The organism is Flavobacterium psychraquaticum, from assembly GCF_034497725.1.
Classification (GTDB): Bacteria; Bacteroidota; Bacteroidia; order Flavobacteriales; family Flavobacteriaceae; genus Flavobacterium; species Flavobacterium psychraquaticum.
Window position 1 is genome coordinate 94,594 of the sequence record NZ_JAXKVR010000021.1, and the last position, 17,298, is coordinate 111,891.

General features: G+C 38.4%; 10 protein-coding genes, 3 tRNA genes and 3 rRNA genes. 3 read left to right on the forward strand and 13 right to left on the reverse strand.

Going from position 1 to position 17,298, the window contains the following annotated elements; genetic code table 11:
- Positions 1–13 precede the first annotated feature (13 nt).
- Entirely contained in the window at positions 14–1,294 is a 1,281-nt protein-coding gene (locus T1L09_RS02115; RefSeq protein ID WP_322549289.1) for a UDP-N-acetylmuramoyl-tripeptide--D-alanyl-D-alanine ligase, read from the forward strand.
- 87 nt (positions 1,295–1,381) lie between these two features.
- Here the strand turns inward: T1L09_RS02115 and T1L09_RS02120 are convergent.
- The 8 genes from T1L09_RS02120 to T1L09_RS02155 form a co-directional block, all read right to left on the reverse strand.
- Positions 1,382–1,456: transfer RNA gene (locus T1L09_RS02120), tRNA-Val, on the reverse strand.
- Between the two features lie 349 nt (positions 1,457–1,805).
- A complete protein-coding gene (locus T1L09_RS02125) occupies positions 1,806–3,020 on the reverse strand; it encodes a bifunctional folylpolyglutamate synthase/dihydrofolate synthase (RefSeq protein ID WP_322549290.1) in 1,215 nt (404 codons plus the stop codon).
- Between the two features lie 228 nt (positions 3,021–3,248).
- Positions 3,249–4,043: an energy transducer TonB family protein gene (locus tag T1L09_RS02130; RefSeq protein WP_322549291.1), complete on the reverse strand. Its 795-nt coding sequence runs from the start codon at positions 4,041–4,043 to the stop codon at positions 3,249–3,251.
- A gap of 164 nt (positions 4,044–4,207) precedes the next feature.
- A complete protein-coding gene (locus T1L09_RS02135) occupies positions 4,208–4,609 on the reverse strand; it encodes an ExbD/TolR family protein (RefSeq protein ID WP_322549292.1) in 402 nt (133 codons plus the stop codon).
- Complete coding sequence (locus T1L09_RS02140) at positions 4,609–5,313, reverse strand: MotA/TolQ/ExbB proton channel family protein (protein ID WP_322549293.1); 705 nt, start codon at positions 5,311–5,313, stop codon at positions 4,609–4,611. The genes T1L09_RS02135 and T1L09_RS02140 overlap by 1 nt, the downstream gene beginning before the upstream one ends.
- Positions 5,314–5,358: 45 nt before the next feature.
- Positions 5,359–6,726 carry a sodium:proton antiporter NhaD gene (gene nhaD / locus T1L09_RS02145; protein WP_322549301.1) on the reverse strand — a complete coding sequence of 456 codons (1,368 nt, stop codon included), beginning with the start codon at positions 6,724–6,726 and terminating at the stop codon, positions 5,359–5,361.
- A 10-nt stretch (positions 6,727–6,736) separates the two neighbouring features.
- Complete coding sequence (locus T1L09_RS02150; protein WP_322549294.1) at positions 6,737–7,963, reverse strand: Glu/Leu/Phe/Val dehydrogenase dimerization domain-containing protein; 1,227 nt, start codon at positions 7,961–7,963, stop codon at positions 6,737–6,739.
- Positions 7,964–8,054: 91 nt separating this feature from the next.
- Positions 8,055–9,116, reverse strand: coding sequence for an anhydro-N-acetylmuramic acid kinase (locus T1L09_RS02155; RefSeq protein WP_322549295.1), 1,062 nt, complete (start codon positions 9,114–9,116; stop codon positions 8,055–8,057).
- A 96-nt stretch (positions 9,117–9,212) separates the two neighbouring features.
- Here T1L09_RS02155 and T1L09_RS02160 point away from each other — a divergent pair, with 96 nt between their 5' ends.
- Positions 9,213–10,352 (forward strand): acyl-CoA dehydrogenase family protein, encoded by a 1,140-nt coding sequence (locus T1L09_RS02160; RefSeq protein WP_322549296.1) that lies wholly within the window; start codon positions 9,213–9,215, stop codon positions 10,350–10,352.
- A 171-nt stretch (positions 10,353–10,523) separates the two neighbouring features.
- Positions 10,524–11,057: an endonuclease III domain-containing protein gene (locus T1L09_RS02165; RefSeq protein ID WP_322549297.1), complete on the forward strand. Its 534-nt coding sequence runs from the start codon at positions 10,524–10,526 to the stop codon at positions 11,055–11,057.
- A gap of 389 nt (positions 11,058–11,446) precedes the next feature.
- On the opposite strand, the gene rrf is transcribed toward T1L09_RS02165, so the two are convergent.
- From rrf to T1L09_RS02190, 5 genes are all read right to left on the reverse strand, one after another.
- Positions 11,447–11,556 (reverse strand): 5S ribosomal RNA (rrf, locus tag T1L09_RS02170).
- A gap of 113 nt (positions 11,557–11,669) precedes the next feature.
- Positions 11,670–14,553 (reverse strand): 23S ribosomal RNA (locus T1L09_RS02175).
- A 155-nt stretch (positions 14,554–14,708) separates the two neighbouring features.
- A tRNA-Ala gene (locus tag T1L09_RS02180) sits at positions 14,709–14,782 on the reverse strand.
- Between the two features lie 137 nt (positions 14,783–14,919).
- Positions 14,920–14,993 (reverse strand) — tRNA-Ile (locus T1L09_RS02185).
- Between the two features lie 88 nt (positions 14,994–15,081).
- Positions 15,082–16,597, reverse strand: a 16S ribosomal RNA gene (locus T1L09_RS02190).
- The 16S, 23S and 5S rRNA genes sit together here with 2 tRNA genes alongside, the layout of an rRNA operon.
- Between the last annotated feature and the right edge of the window lie 701 nt (positions 16,598–17,298).

Genomic DNA, 17,298 nt, shown 5'->3' on the forward strand with positions numbered 1-17,298 from the left:
AATCATTCTATAAATGAACATCAACAAAATTCATAGCTTATTCTTAACCTGTTCTTCAATAGCAACCGACACGAGAAAAATTGAAAAAGATTGTTTCTTTGTCGCATTGAAAGGTGATAACTTTGACGCTAACACCTTTGCGCAAAAAGCCTTAGCAGAAGGAGCAAAATATGCGGTCATCGATAATTCCAATTATTACATTGATGACAGAACGATTCTAGTAAAGAACTCACTAGAAACTTTACAAGAATTAGCAAAATATCACAGAAAATTTCTTGGACTACCAATAATTGCATTATCAGGAAGTAACGGAAAGACTACAACAAAAGAACTAATAAACGTAGTACTATCGAAAAGATACAACACAATTGCTACTGTAGGTAATTTAAACAACCATATTGGTGTTCCATTAACTTTATTGCGCTTCACAAAACAAACTGAAATTGGAATTGTTGAAATGGGTGCAAATCATCAAAAAGAAATTGAACTTCTTTGTTCGATTACACAACCTGATTATGGCTATATAACCAACTTTGGAAAAGCACATTTAGAAGGTTTTGGAGGTATCGAAGGCGTTATAAAAGGAAAGAGCGAAATATTTAAACACCTTGAAAATAATAAAAAATTAGCTTTTATCAATTTAGACGATTCCATTCAAAAAGAAAAATCTGAAAACTTAAACAGATTCACCTTTTCAACAACCCAAGAAGCAGATGTAATCATCACTAAAGTTGAAGCTAATCCAATGGTTAAAATCGAATTTAAAGGACTGGAAATTCAATCTAACTTAATTGGTATCTACAACGCTAACAACATCAACGCCGCAATCACTATAGGAACTTATTTCGAAGTAAGTGAGGAAGATATAAAAGATGCCCTTGAAAATTATATTCCAGAAAACAATCGATCACAATTGATTCATAAAAACAGAAACGAAATTATATTAGACGCTTACAATGCTAATCCAAGTAGTATGCAAGCAGCGATTACAAATTTCATACAATTAGACAAATCTAACAAAATAGCCATTTTAGGAGATATGTTTGAACTAGGAACTGAAAGCTTTGAAGAACACAGAAAAATAGTGAAATTAATAGATTCTGAAGCTGAAATAAGAACATATTTCGTAGGCAAACACTTTTACGCTAATAAAACAGAAAGTAATCATATTTTGTTTTTTGAAGATTATAACGCATTTTCGCATTATTTTAAAAATCTTAAACCATCAAATAGTTTGTTATTGATCAAAGGATCAAGAGGAATGGCCTTAGAAAAGGCACTAGAAATTATATAATTAATCGATTTAAAACTCCTTATGTAAGGAGTTTTTTATTTAAAAAAGAGCAAAAAAAAACTCCAACATTTCTGTTGAAGTTTTTTGTGGGCGATGAGGGGTTCGAACCCCCGACCCCCTCGGTGTAAACGAGGTGCTCTGAACCAGCTGAGCTAATCGCCCTAATATTTTATTTGTTTTGGTTATCGAGGTTTGTTTCCCCAAACCTCCCGATAGAATCGGGATGCTCTGAACCAGCTGAGCTAATCGCCCCAATATTTTATTTGTTTTGGTTATCGAGGTTTATTTCCCCAAACCTCCCGATAGAATCGGGATGCTCTGAACCAGCTGAGCTAATCGCCCCAATATTTTATTTGTTTTGGTCATTGAGGTCTGTTCCTCCAACCCTCCCGATAAAATCGGGATGCTCTGAACCAGCTGAGCTAATCGCTCCAATAAACCGCTTTACTTCCGTATTGCGAGTGCAAATATACACCGTTTATTTTTATATGCAAGCGTTATTTGAAATTATTTATACGATTTCTGCAACTACGAAAGTACTTCCGCCTATGTAGACAAAGTCGTTTTCATCGGCTTGTTCTAACGCTTTTTTGTAAGCATCTGAAACATAATTATATAATTTTCCTTGCAGTACAAATTCAGCTGCTTTTTGTTGTAAAAATTCAGGATTTAAACCGCGAGAAACATTTGGTTTACAGAAATAATAAATTGCGTTTTTAGGAAATAAAGGTAAAATACTAGCCAAATCTTTATCATTTACGACCCCTAAAACAATATGCAACTTCTTAAACTTATATTTTTGAATCTGGTTCAACACAATTTTTAAACCGTGCGAATTATGAGCTGAGTCGCAAACTACAAAAGGTTTTTCTTGCAAAATTTGCCATCTTCCTAATAAACCAGTATTCAAAACCACATTTTTAAATCCGGCTTTTATGTTTTCTTCGGTAATATCAAATGACGCTTTTAACAAATTTGTCGTTAATAAAACTGTTTTTTTATTGTGCACTTGGTAATCGCCTAGCAAACCACATTCATAAGTAACATCTGGAGTTTCCTGAGCAAAATAAATCGGAGCATTATTTTCTTCTGCTTTAGCAACAAAAACCGGCTTAGTTTCCTCAGTATATTCACCAACTACAACTGGCGTGTTTTGCTTAATAATTCCCGCTTTTTCTCCTGCGATTGCTTCTAATGTATTTCCTAAAAACTGCGTATGATCAAAACCAATGTTAGTTATTACTGAAATCAACGGCGTAATCACATTTGTAGCGTCAAGTCTTCCGCCCATTCCCACTTCAATTATGGCGATATCGACTGCCTCTTTCGCAAAATAATCAAATGCTAAACCAACGGTCATTTCAAAAAAACTCAATTCATTTACTTCAAAAAACGATTTGTTTTGAGCCACAAAATCCACCACAAATGCTTCCGAAATCATTTCGCCATTAATGCGAACACGTTCTCGAAAATCTTTTAAATGAGGCGAAGTATACAAACCCACTTTATAACCACTTTCCTGTAAAATCGACGCCAACATAGACGACGTAGAACCTTTCCCATTAGTTCCCGCGACGTGAACTGTTTTGAATTTATTTTCAGGATTTTTCAGATGTTTTACTAGCAACAACGCGTTCGTTAAATCCTCCTTATAAGCCGAAGCCCCTTGCATTTGAAACATGGGCAACTGACTAAACATCCATTCTGTGGTTTCTTTATAGCTCATTTTATTTGTATTTGAAACGAATGTTTCTGGCATTCTTGTGGTCCATTTACCCGCTATCCGTTACAATCAATGCAAGCATTGGATTTTCACTCCTATCGGGGTTAGTTAGGTTTCTTTTGAGGATTTTTGTATTTCAATTCTATAGAAAATTTGCTTTTATATAAGTAGACCTAACAGGTTTTGGAAACCTGTTAGGTCTTACTGCATTCACAATAAGATGAATTTAAATTATTCGCCCAACTGAAAATTAACTACTACAAATCCGATTTGTGTGTCGGGTGCGTTTGGATCAGCTTGCCATTTAAAGGTTTTTGCTGTTTCTAAAGCGGGATTCACTAAACAAGGATTGGTATTTGTTGTTCCTTGAGCACGTTCGGCACGGATTACGTTTCCTTGGTTGTTTACCCAAATTTTCACCACTACTTTTCCAGATTCATTACAATCTTGTACTTTTTTACTATTACCGGCCAATTTCCTACCGGCTAATCCCCAACCAGTTCCTTTTCCGGTTCCAGTTCCATCGCCTGTTCCGCTACCGTAAAAACTGTTGGCGTACAAACTTCCGTTTGGATTTCCTTTAACGCCAGTTCCATCTGCATCATCTCCGTGACTTGTTTGCCCGTCTCCTTCTGCTTTTTTAGCATTTTTGATTCGGTCAAGTGCAGAGTTTACAGTTTTCTTTGGTGTTTCTACTGGTTTTGTTTCGGGAGTAGGTTTGGTGTCTTTTTTTGGTTTTTCGGTTTTTGTTGCTGTTATCGGAGCATCTGCATCTTGTGTAAGGATTTGTTCTTGCGAGGCTTCGGGTTGGCTTTGTGGAATTTCTTCGGACGCTTTTGGTGGCTCTATAGGTTGCACATCGCCACTTCCGGTGTCTGAATTTCCGAAGTTTACCGCAATACCGTTTTCTGGTGGCGGATCCATATAAGTTAGTCCGAGGAATGTGAACAAGATTAACATCACCACAAACAAAGCAGTTGTGATGCCAAATGATTTTTTTTCTTCGGGTGTTTCTAAAAACTTCATTTTTTCTGTTTTATAAGTAGTGAACTACTAAATAACTTAATTATCTTTTGAAACCTACTGCCCTAGCCCAGATAGGAACGGTATCCTTTTTTAAATTCCCTTGGGTTAAAACCCAAAGGAATTTAAAAAAGATATAGTGGATAGCTGGAAATAGCTTCTAAAAACTATTTTGGATCGACAGCTAATACTATTTTAATTTTATTTCGGTTGGCAATATCCATTACATAAACCGCTTTTTCAATCGGAACACCTTGTTCTGCACGAAGAATTAGAGCTCTTCCGTTATCATCTACCGGTGGCAGAATGGATAAAAGTTGGGCTTCTAACTGGGTTTCATCGATGGCGTCTTTATCGATAAAGAATTGTAAATCCTTTGTGATATTTACCGTAACATTTTTATTACTATCGGTTTTTCCTTTCGCTTTTGGCAGGACTAAATCTAACGCATTAGTGGTTACCATTGTAGAAGTGATCATAAAAAAGATAAGTAACAAGAACACAATATCGGTCATTGAAGACATATTGAATTCTGTTGAAACTTTATTTCTAGTTTTTCCTAACTTCATTATACTGGTTCGTTTAATAAGTCTAAAAAGTCTACCGCGTTTGCTTCCATTTGGTTTACTACTTTATTGGTTTTCACTACTAAGTGATTGTATCCAACGTAAGCGATAATACCGACAACAAGTCCAACAACCGTTGTGGTCATAGCGGTATAAATACCTTCTGCTAAAGCTCCTACTTCGATTTGTCCGCCTCCACTTGCCATTTTATGGAAAGCAAGAATCATACCAACTACTGTTCCAAGGAAACCAACCATAGGTCCGGCACCCGAAATCGTAGCCAACATACTTGTATTTTTTTCTAATTTATAAAGTTCTAAGTTACCTGCATTTTCAATAGCTGTGTTAATGTCTTCCAAAGGTTTCCCAATACGAGAAATTCCTTTTTCAATCAATCTTGCCACTGGAGAGTTGGTTTGAGCACATAACATTTTTGCCGAGTCAATTTTTCCAGCCATAATATGAAGTTTGATATTGTTCATAAAATTGGTGTCGATTTTAGAGGCTTTATTTATTGCCATTAAGCGTTCAAAATAAAGGAAAAAAGCACCAAAAAGCAATACAAACAGTACGATCATAATTGCAATCCCACCAACTCCTCCACTTGTTAGCAAACTCCATATTGATAACGTTTGTTCTGTAGGTAATGGCTCTGCTAAAACTTGACTAGCAACTGCTAAACTATCCGCTTGAAGAAATAAACTCATAAATAACTATTTTTAATAAAAACGTATATAAATTTTAAATATTGTCTAGTGAGGTGCGTTTAAAATAAAATCTCTAAGAAGGATGAAAACTGCACTTCCTGCTAAGAATCCGATTAAAGCCAAACCACCAATTTTTTTAAGATACCAAAAGAAATCTATTTTTTCCATACCCATTGCTACTACTCCAGCAGCTGAGCCAATTACTAAAATACTTCCACCTGTTCCTGCAGAAAAAGCAATAAAATGCCACGCTGGTGCATCTAACGGCATGGAGAACATTCCGATACTTGCTGCTACTAAAGGTACGTTGTCAATAACTGCTGAACCAAAACCTAACAATAAAACTACTAAATCAGACAGTAATGTTGTTTCGTGCTCTGTTCCTAACATTGGCACTCCTTTTTCTAAAACACCTGCAAATTCATATAACATACCTAAAGATTCTAAAGCGCCAACAGCCATTAAAATTCCAAGGAAAAATAAGATACTTGGCATTTCAATTTTTGATAAAGATCTATGAACCGGACTTAGATGTGGTGGATTTGCACCCAAACCAGCAGTTGAATCAGCAATACTAAATTCTTTGTTACTTAAGAATTCTGCAATAGCAGAGACAATTGCTAAAGATAACATCATTCCTACATAAGGTGGTAAATGTGTTACTGTTTTAAAAATCGGAACAAACAAAATACCTCCTAATCCAAGATAAAACATTGTAGCACTATGCTTTGATTTTTTTGGTTCTTCTGTCAAATCTGCCTCAATAAAACCTTTAAAAAGTTTCATTCGCGAAGCAATATAAGTAGGAATTGCATAACAAACAATCGATGGCAATAAAACGTGTATGATTAATTGTGCAGGAGAAACCTTATTCGCAATCCACAACATTGTGGTCGTTACGTCACCAATCGGAGACCAAGCTCCACCGGCATTAGCTGCAATCACAACTAAACCAGCAAACCAAAGACGCATTTCTTTTTCCTTAATAATTTTTTGAAGAATGGTTAACAAAACAATAGTTGCTGTTAAATTATCAATAATAGCGGATAAAACAAACGCTAAAGTGGTAAATAACCACAATAATTTTGTCTTGTTTTTTGTTTTGATGAAGGTTTTAATAGTTGAAAATCCGTCAAAATAATCGATAATCTCTACAATTGTCATTGCTCCCATTAAGAAGAACAAAATCTCGGCTGTTTTTCCCAAATGATGCAATAGAACACCTTCAACATTGTGCACTTCTTTTCCAATTCCTGGAATAATTTCAAAAACTTCCAGGTTGTTTACAGCGATTAAAGCCCATAAAATTGCCATCATTCCAAGTGCTGGAATCAATTTATCAACTTTAACACTGTGCTCAAACGCAATCCCTAAATATCCTAAGATAAAGACTGCAATAATAATAATCTCAATCATAAATTTACTATACTAATTGTTTCAAAGCAATTTCGAAAGCAGCAGCACTAATATTCTTTTTATCTGAATTTAATTCGTGTGCTTTTTGAAGTGCATTTTTGATGGTATTCGAAACGTCAGAGAAAATAGACTCGTCTGTAAACTGAACTCTACTTTCCATAAAATAAGCAAAGACTCTAGCCATTCCACAGTTTGCAATAAAGTCTGGTATCAAACTTATCTTTTTGTCTGTTTCTTCCATAATAGGTCCAAAGAAAATTGCAGTATCAGCAAATGGAACGTTAGCTCCACTAGAAATCACTTCTAATCCTGAAGCAATCATAGCATCTAATTGACTTTTAGTTACCAATCTTGAAGCCGCACAAGGAGCAAAAACTTGAGCACCCATTGACCAAATTTTCTCGTTGATTTCTTCAAATGGTATCATCTTATCAGCTACCAATTTATTTCCATCTTTGTTTAAATAAAAAGTTCTAATTTCTTCAAAAGAGAAACCGTTTTCATTCATAACACCGCCATCTCTGTCGATAATCCCCACCACTTTAGCACCCATTTGCGCCAAGTAAAAAGCAGCAGCAGAACCTACGTTTCCGAAACCTTGCACAATTGCTTTTTTACCTTGCACATCGCCACCATAAATTGCATAAAAATGACGCACCGCTTCTGCAACACCATAACCGGTAATCATATCGGCAACAGTATATTTTTTATCTACACTCGGTGAAAAATTAGGGTTTTTAATTTCCTTAATAACGCCATTACGTAATTGTCCAATTCTATTAATTTTTTCTGCTTCCGTTGGTTTAAAATGACCATTGAAAACACCTTCTTGCGGATGCCAAATACCACAATTTTCGGTCATTGGGATTACTTCGTGACTTTCATCAACATTTAAATCGCCACCTGTTCCATAATAATGTTTTAACAAAGGAGCAACTGCTTTAAACCATCTTTCCAAAACGCCTTTTTTTCTTGGGTCGTTTGGATCAAAGTTAATCCCAGATTTCGCTCCTCCAATTGCGGGTCCCGCAACTGAAAATTTTACTTCCATAGTTTTTGCTAATGAAAGTACTTCATTCATATCTAATCCCTTACGCATTCTCGTTCCACCACCAGCAGCTCCACCTCTTAACGAGTTGATCACAGTCCATCCTTCCGCTTCAGTTTCAGAATCTTTCCAATTGAATACTATTTCTGGTTCTTTGTTTTCGAATTTTTGTAATAAATCTTTCATTTGTTGGTTATTTTTTATCTAATTGACAAATATACATAATCTGCATTTAGGTAGATAGCCTAAAATTAGTTTTTTGATTATTTTATAACATTTAGTTAAACACTACGCCAGAAGAGTGATTTTCTTTCGCTCCTGTTACACTTGCCAAAACATTAATTTCATTTCTCAAACGCAAAACGCCTAAAAATCCAAATATTAAAGCTTCTTTAAACTGAATTGTTTTATCATCGGGAAGAACAATTTTCGTATTTTTTAAATAAAACTGAATTCTTTCAATTAGAAATTTGTTGTAAACGCCACCTCCAGCAATAAATAATGTCGCATTTTGCAAAGTACAAACCTTACTAATCTGAATAGCGATGTGTTCGACAAACGTATTTAATTTATCTTCAAGAGAAATCTTAAATGATTCAATCATCGGAAAAATCAATTCATTTACAAACTCCATTCCTAATGATTTTGGATACGATTTCGAATAAAAATCGATAGCGTTCAATTGTTTTAAAAGTTCTTGGTTGCAGTTTCCTGAACGAGCCAATTTACCTTCATCATCATAATCAAAGCCCAATTGGCTAGCATAAAAATTCAAAACTGTGTTTTCTGGTGAAATATCAAAAGCAATTCGATCATCATTTTCATTGAATGAAATATTTGAAAATCCGCCTAAATTCAGGCAATAATCATAGTTTGAAAAAAGTAACTCATCACCAATTGGAACCAATGGTGCTCCTTGACCTCCGAGTTTTACATCTTGTACTCGAAAATCGCAAACTATCTGATGATTTACTAATTCTCCAAGCAACGGAAGATTTCCGATTTGAAGTGTAATTCCGTTTTGAGGCTGGTGTAAAATCGTATGACCGTGACTACAAATTGCATCAATACCTGTTAAATTATTTTTAAAAATAAAATCATTTATAATTTTCGCCAACAAGTTCGTATAATCGACATTTAAAATGGCTAATTCTTCAGCCTCGAAATGAATTGCAGTTTTTAATTTATTCACCCATTCATCTGAATACGAAATAGTTTCAGACGAACCAATTTCAAAAGTCCAACAATCTGATTTATTGAATTTTATATACGCTAAATCTACGCCATCCAAGGATGTGCCAGACATAACGCCAATAACCTTATAATTTTGCTTAAACATGGGTTAAAATTACAAATAGTTAATGAAAATATGCTAATAAATAGTTACTTTTGATGTCTCAAAATAATTAATTATCAAACAATATATTTAAATAATATGGATTTTAAATTAACCGAAGAGCAAATAATGATTCAGCAGGCTGCGCGTGATTTTGCTCAAGCAGAATTATTACCTGGAGTTATTGAAAGAGATGAACATTCAAAATTTCCAACGGAGCAAGTTAAAATGATGGCAGACCTAGGTTTTATGGGTATGATGGTGGATCCAAAATATGGAGGCGCTGGATTAGACAGTATTTCTTATGTTTTAGCAATGGAAGAAATTGCAAAAGTTGACGCTTCTGCCGCTGTAATTATGTCGGTTAATAACTCATTAGTTTGCGCTGGATTAGAAAAATATGGTTCAGAAGAGCAAAAAATTAAATATTTAACACCGCTAGCAAAAGGAGAGGTTATCGGAGCCTTTTGTTTATCCGAACCGGAAGCAGGATCAGATGCAACTTCACAAAGAACAACCGCAATAGATATGGGCGACCATTATTTAGTAAATGGAACAAAAAACTGGATTACTAACGGTGGAACAGCTTCGACTTATTTAGTCATTGCGCAAACTGACGCTTCAAAAGGACACAAAGGAATTAATGTTCTTATTGTTGAAAAAGGAATGCCTGGTTTTGAAGTGGGTCCAAAAGAAAAGAAAATGGGAATTCGTGGATCAGACACACATACTTTATTGTTCAATGATGTAAAAGTCCCAAAAGAAAATCGAATTGGAGCAGACGGTTTTGGATTCGCATTCGCCATGTCAACTTTAAACGGTGGAAGGATCGGAATTGCTTCTCAAGCGTTAGGAATTGCTCAAGGTTCATATGATTTAGCATTGAAATACGCTCAAGAGCGTGTTACTTTTGTTAAACCAATCATTCAGCACCAAGCAATTGCTTTTAAGTTAGCAGATATGCATGTTAAAATCACATGTGCTAGATTATTGATACATAAAGCCGCTGCTGAAAAAGATTTAGGCGAAGATATAGCTCATTCTGGTGCGATGGCAAAATTATATGCTTCGGAAATTGCTCTAGAAGTTGCCAATGATGCAGTACAAATTCACGGAGGAAATGGCTATGTAAGCGAATATCATGTAGAACGTATGATGCGTGATTCAAAAATTACTCAGATTTACGAAGGAACTTCAGAAATTCAAAGAATTGTAATTTCAAGAGGTTTAGTTAAATAATCATAATATATTTTAACTAAAAAGGAGTTCTACTTACCAGTTGAACTCCTTTTTTTATACAGTTTAGCAATGTTATTCGATAATTGGAAAGAAGACTTACAACCACTAATGGATAAATATAGTAACCAAAAACATCCATTAGCTTATCAAAACACCTATTAATTACTAATAATGGTTTTGTTATCTGCACAAGATTCAGACGCCAATATCAATGTAATAGCGACACCATTCTTTGAAAAGTATCCAACTATTAGATCCCTTTCCATTGCCACAAACCCAGATATAGAAGCGTACTTATACACCGTCGAGAACTATAAAAACAAAATGATTTGGCTAGTTGAATTAGCCAACGACTTAATGACTGACGAGAACATACCAACTAATTTAACAGACTTAACTGCAATAAAAGGAATTGGCAGAAAATCAGCTAATGTTATATTAAGAGAAATAAATAAAAAACCAGAAGGAATTATTGGTGATTTACACGTTATCAGAGTTGCTCCTAGAATTGGATTAACCTTACCACATCAAGATGGAAACAAAATTGAGAAGCAATTGATGGACAAATTACCATACGAAATGTGGAATGAAATTGGTATGGCCTTATCCTTTTTAGGAAGAGAAATTTGTCGCCCAACTAATCCCGTATGTGAGGTTTGTCCGGTTAATAGCGTTTGTAATTACTATACAAACAACATTAAATAATAGTAGTCATTTGGGCGTTCCCTTTCAGGTCGGGCTATTCGTTCTATGGTTTTGTTTTTAAAGAAAAAACAAAAAGGATGCCACTTCCATCCCTAACGCAATCCCGGTTTTCATAAGGAAATTCGTTTTATTAAGTAGTTTTAAAGCATTTAAAAGTTTGATTTTATAGTTTGATGCATCCCAAATTATAGCTTATAATCCAGCCTTAAATGTTTAAATTCCCGCAAAACGAAGCTTCTTTTTAGCTAATATATTTGTTTTATCGTTTACTTTTGTCCATAAACCACCAAAACCAACGAATTTTAGCTGGTTTTTGGTGCAATATATGCTTTTTATGAGGATTATATATAACAAAAAAGCCCTATCATTACTGATAGGGCTTTTCAAAAGAAAGGCGGCGACATACTCTCCCACATAAATGCAGTACCATCTGCGCAATCGGGCTTAACTTCTCTGTTCGGTATGGGAAGAGGTGAGCCCCGACGCAATAACCACCTTAAAGGGTTTTGCAAGGGTAACTAATTTACATTAGCTAACAATACATAATATCTTAACATACTGAGATAAATAAATTTAAAGAAAGGTTCTTCCGAGCCCGAAGGCTCGGAATTTATACATAAGCTAACGGGTTATTAGTACTACTCGACTATGACATTACTGTCTTTACATCTATAGCCTATCGACCTAGTCATCTTCTAGGACCCTTAAAAGAAATCTCATCTTGTGGTGGGTTTCGCGCTTATATGCTTTCAGCGCTTATCCCTTCCAAACGTAGCTACTCTGCGGTGCTCCTGGCGGAACAACAGATACACCAGCGGTTTGTCCAATTCGGTCCTCTCGTACTAGAATCAGATCCACTCAAATTTCTAACGCCCACAGTAGATAGAGACCGAACTGTCTCACGACGTTCTGAACCCAGCTCGCGTGCCACTTTAATGGGCGAACAGCCCAACCCTTGGGACCTTCTCCAGCCCCAGGATGTGACGAGCCGACATCGAGGTGCCAAACCCCCCCGTCGATATGAGCTCTTGGGGGAGATCAGCCTGTTATCCCCGGCGTACCTTTTATCCTTTGAGCGATGGCCCTTCCATGCGGAACCACCGGATCACTATGCTCTACTTTCGTACCTGATCGACCTGTATGTCTCTCAGTCAAGCTCCCTTATACCATTGCACTCTACGCACGGTTACCAAGCGTGCTGAGGGAACCTTTAGAAGCCTCCGTTACTCTTTTGGAGGCGACCACCCCAGTCAAACTACCCACCAAACAATGTCCTCCGAATCATCGGAGTTAGGCCTCAGACAAGTAAAGGGTGGTATTTCAACAATGACTCCACAACGCCTAGCGACGCCACTTCACAGTCTCCCACCTATCCTACACATCACGTGTCCAAGGTCAATATTAAGCTATAGTAAAGGTGCACAGGGTCTTTTCGTCCCACTGCGGGTAAGCGGCATCTTCACCGCTACTACAATTTCACCGAGCTCATGGCTGAGACAGTATCCAGATCGTTACACCATTCGTGCAGGTCGGAACTTACCCGACAAGGAATTTCGCTACCTTAGGACCGTTATAGTTACGGCCGCCGTTTACTTGGGCTTCATTTCAATGCTTCTCCGAAGATAACATCTCCACTTAACCTTCAAGCACCGGGCAGGTGTCAGGCCCTATACTTCATCTTACGATTTTGCAGAGCCCTGTGTTTTTGATAAACAGTCGCCTGGATTTTTTCACTGCGGCCAGCATTGCTGCTGGCGACCCTTCTCCCGAAGTTACGGGTCCATTTTGCCTAATTCCTTAGCCATGAATCTCTCGAGCACCTTAGGATTCTCTCCTCAACTACCTGTGTCGGTTTACGGTACGGGTACTTATAATCTAAGTTTAGAAGATTTTCTTGGCAGCCTTTAGGTACACTATCACTTTGTCCGAAGACTCCGTGTACTATCGCATTTCACCAGTCCCAGCGGATTTGCCTACCGGGCCTATAGCTAAGTGCTTTAACGAACTATTCCGTCAGTTCGCGGTACTTTCACCACTGCGTCTCTCCATCACAATTATAAGTAGTACGGGAATATTAACCCGTTATCCATCGACTGTCCCTTTCGGGTTCGCCTTAGGACCAGACTAACCCACAGCTGATTAGCATAGCTGTGGAAACCTTAGTTTTTCGGTGTGCGGGTTTCTCGCCCGCATTATCGTTACTTATGCCTACATTTTCTTTTCTAAACAGTCCAGCATGACTCACATCACACCTTCGACCCAGTTTAGAATGCTCCCCTACCACTTTAACTTACGTTAAAATCCATAGCTTCGGTAATATGCTTATGCCCGATTATTATCCATGCTCGTCCGCTCGACTAGTGAGCTGTTACGCACTCTTTAAATGAATGGCTGCTTCCAAGCCAACATCCTAGCTGTCTGGGCAGACAAACCTCGTTATTTCAACTTAGCATATATTTGGGGACCTTAGCTGATGGTCTGGGTTCTTTCCCTCTCGGACATGGACCTTAGCACCCATGCCCTCACTGCTGGTAAACATTATATAGCATTCGGAGTTTGTCAGGAATTGGTAGGCGATGAAGCCCCCGCATCCAATCAGTAGCTCTACCTCTATATAACTTATACCCAGCGCTGCACCTAAATGCATTTCGGGGAGTACGAGCTATTTCCGAGTTTGATTGGCCTTTCACCCCTACCCACAGATCATCCCAAGACTTTTCAACGTCAACGGGTTCGGTCCTCCACTATGTGTTACCACAGCTTCAACCTGTCCATGGGTAGATCACACGGTTTCGCGTCTACCATTACTGACTAAAGCGCCCTATTCAGACTCGCTTTCGCTACGGATCCATACCATAAGTACTTATCCTTGCCAGCAACGGTAACTCGTAGGCTCATTATGCAAAAGGCACGCCGTCACCCCACTAAAGGGCTCCGACCGCTTGTAAGCGTATGGTTTCAGGATCTATTTCACTCCGTTATTCACGGTTCTTTTCACCTTTCCCTCACGGTACTGGTTCACTATCGGTCTCTCAGGAGTATTTAGCCTTAGCGGATGGTCCCGCCAAATTCACACAGGGTTTCACGTGCCCCGCGCTACTCAGGATACCACTATCTATTTCTTCTCTTACCCATACAGGACTATCACCCTCTTTGGTTTACCTTTCCAGGTAATTCCGGTTCAATCCGAATAGAATGTCGTGGTCCTACAACCCCAAAATTGCCGTAACAACTTTGGTTTGGGCTAATCCGCGTTCGCTCGCCACTACTTACGGAATCACTTTTGTTTTCTTCTCCTCCGCCTACTTAGATGTTTCAGTTCAGCGGGTTTGCTCTCCTATCGGAGTGACATGTCTTCAACATGCCGGGTTGCCCCATTCAGGTATCTACGGATCAATTCGTGTGTGCCAATCCCCGTAGCTTTTCGCAGCTTATCACGCCTTTCATCGCCTCTGAGAGCCAAGGCATCCCCCATACGCCCTTATTTTGCTTATGTGCCGCCTAATTCTATTAAAAATAAAACTAGGACTTGTATAAATACATTATAAATAATGTACCTATTTGATTACGTAATAAATTACGCATCTACTTTCTACTTTTTAAATATTTTTATCTCAATATGTCAATGAACTTTATTCCACTTGGGAATCGTGGAGAATATCGGAGTCGAACCGATGACCTCCTGCGTGCAAGGCAGGCGCTCTAGCCAGCTGAGCTAATCCCCCAAATCAGTCGGAAGTGTTCAGTATTCAGTTTTCAGTAACTTTACTTTACATCCAAATGAGTTTGTGAATCGCAACCTCTAGAATTTCCTTCGAATTGTACAAAACAGTCAACTACTTTAATTAATATCAATTAATAGTAGTCCCGCCCAGACTCGAACTGGGGACCCCTACATTATCAGTGTAGTACTCTAACCAGCTGAGCTACGAGACTCTGTTTTTTACTTTTCTTTATTTCTTAAATTAACAGCGAGAGTAAAATGTTCTTTATCTTGAACCTAACCTTTAAATCATTTCTCTAGAAAGGAGGTGTTCCAGCCGCACCTTCCGGTACGGCTACCTTGTTACGACTTAGCCCTAGTTACCAGTTTTACCCTAGGCAGCTCCTTGCGGTCACCGACTTCAGGTACCCCCAGCTTCCATGGCTTGACGGGCGGTGTGTACAAGGCCCGGGAACGTATTCACCGGATCATGGCTGATATCCGATTACTAGCGATTCCAGCTTCACGGAGTCGAGTTGCAGACTCCGATCCGAACTGAGATAGGTTTTGTAGATTCGCTCCTGCTCGCGCAGTGGCTGCTCTCTGTACCTACCATTGTAGCACGTGTGTGGCCCAAGGCGTAAGGGCCGTGATGATTTGACGTCATCCCCACCTTCCTCACAGTTTACACTGGCAGTCTTGTTAGAGTTCCCGACATGACTCGCTGGCAACTAACAACAGGGGTTGCGCTCGTTATAGGACTTAACCTGACACCTCACGGCACGAGCTGACGACAACCATGCAGCACCTTGTAAATTGTCCGAAGAAAAAACTGTTTCCAGTCCTGTCAATCTACATTTAAGCCTTGGTAAGGTTCCTCGCGTATCATCGAATTAAACCACATGCTCCACCGCTTGTGCGGGCCCCCGTCAATTCCTTTGAGTTTCATTCTTGCGAACGTACTCCCCAGGTGGGATACTTATCACTTTCGCTTAGCCACTCAGTTTGCACCGAACAGCTAGTATCCATCGTTTACGGCGTGGACTACCAGGGTATCTAATCCTGTTCGCTCCCCACGCTTTCGTCCATCAGCGTCAATCGTTTGTTAGTAACCTGCCTTCGCAATTGGTATTCCATGTAATATCTAAGCATTTCACCGCTACACTACATATTCTAGTTACTTCACAAAAATTCAAGCCCTACAGTATCAATGGCAGTTTCCTAGTTGAGCTAGGAGATTTCACCACTGACTTATAAGGCCGCCTACGGACCCTTTAAACCCAATGATTCCGGATAACGCTTGGACCCTCCGTATTACCGCGGCTGCTGGCACGGAGTTAGCCGGTCCTTATTCTTACAGTACCGTCAAGACGCTACACGTAGCGTTGTTTCTTCCTGTATAAAAGCAGTTTACACACCATAGATGCTTCTTCCTGCACGCGGCATGGCTGGTTCAGACTTGCGTCCATTGACCAATATTCCTCACTGCTGCCTCCCGTAGGAGTCTGGTCCGTGTCTCAGTACCAGTGTGGGGGATCTCCCTCTCAGGACCCCTACCCATCATCGTCTTGGTAAGCCGTTACCTTACCAACTAACTAATGGGACGCATGCTCATCTTATACCGTTGGAACTTTAATTATAAAATGATGCCATTCTATAATACCATGGGGCATTAATCCAAATTTCTCTGGGCTATTCCCCTGTATAAGGTAGATTGCATACGCGTTACGCACCCGTGCGCCGGTCTCAAAGGAGCAAGCTCCTTCTACCCCTCGACTTGCATGTGTTAAGCCTGCCGCTAGCGTTCATCCTGAGCCAGGATCAAACTCTTCATCGTATATTTTAATATTGTCGATTTAAAGTCGCTAGGTATTTCAATGTAATCGAAAATCTTACTCTCTCTTATTTTCAACTTCAAATCTTAATGTGATAAATCACATCAGTACTTAAAGTTGTGCTGTCAATTCAATATGTCTATGAACGTGTCATTCTTTTTTTGTTCGCCTCTCATTCGATTAGCGGGTGCAAAAGTACAACTCTTTTTTAATCTGGCAAGCTTTTTTGAAAAAAAAAAATAATTTTTTTTCCAAATCACTAACCCAGTATTTTTAAGAACTTGCAACCCCGTTTCTCTCGTTACGGGTCGGCAAAGATACAACCTTTATTTCCTATTATCCAAATCTATTTTTAACTTTTTTGAAAGTTTTTTTTAGCCTTGTTTAATCCTCAATATGTGTCTGAACTTCTTCTCTAATGCGGGTGCAAAAGTAGAAAAATATTTCGCACTCACAAGCCTTTTAGTACTTTATTTTTAATCTTTTTTAACCCGTTGCCTTAACTCTCTGATAACAAGAAGTTAATATACAAAAGTTTTTTTGAAGTTTTTTTATGTTTGCATCATAAAGAAGCAATCTTTGTGATCTATTGCTCGTAGCACATAAGCCCACTCCTATTCAAATTAGTTGTGTCAATTTAAAAATAAAAGCAATTTTGTTGAAAATCGTCGTTTTTGGTTGCTTTTACACAATTCTAGCCGTG

Excerpts from the sequence above, each read along its gene's own strand:
- T1L09_RS02115 (WP_322549289.1), top strand. The coding sequence starts at position 14 with ATGAACATCAACAAAATTCATAGCTTATTCTTAACCTGTTCTTCAATA.
- T1L09_RS02125 (WP_322549290.1), bottom strand. The coding sequence starts at position 3,020 with ATGAGCTATAAAGAAACCACAGAATGGATGTTTAGTCAGTTGCCCATG.
- T1L09_RS02140 (WP_322549293.1), bottom strand. The coding sequence starts at position 5,313 with ATGAGTTTATTTCTTCAAGCGGATAGTTTAGCAGTTGCTAGTCAAGTT.
- T1L09_RS02150 (WP_322549294.1), bottom strand. The coding sequence starts at position 7,963 with ATGAAAGATTTATTACAAAAATTCGAAAACAAAGAACCAGAAATAGTA.
- T1L09_RS02130 (WP_322549291.1), bottom strand. The coding sequence starts at position 4,043 with ATGAAGTTTTTAGAAACACCCGAAGAAAAAAAATCATTTGGCATCACA.
- T1L09_RS02135 (WP_322549292.1), bottom strand. The coding sequence starts at position 4,609 with ATGAAGTTAGGAAAAACTAGAAATAAAGTTTCAACAGAATTCAATATG.
- T1L09_RS02160 (WP_322549296.1), top strand. The coding sequence starts at position 9,213 with ATGGATTTTAAATTAACCGAAGAGCAAATAATGATTCAGCAGGCTGCG.
- T1L09_RS02155 (WP_322549295.1), bottom strand. The coding sequence starts at position 9,116 with ATGTTTAAGCAAAATTATAAGGTTATTGGCGTTATGTCTGGCACATCC.
- T1L09_RS02165 (WP_322549297.1), top strand. The coding sequence starts at position 10,524 with ATGGTTTTGTTATCTGCACAAGATTCAGACGCCAATATCAATGTAATA.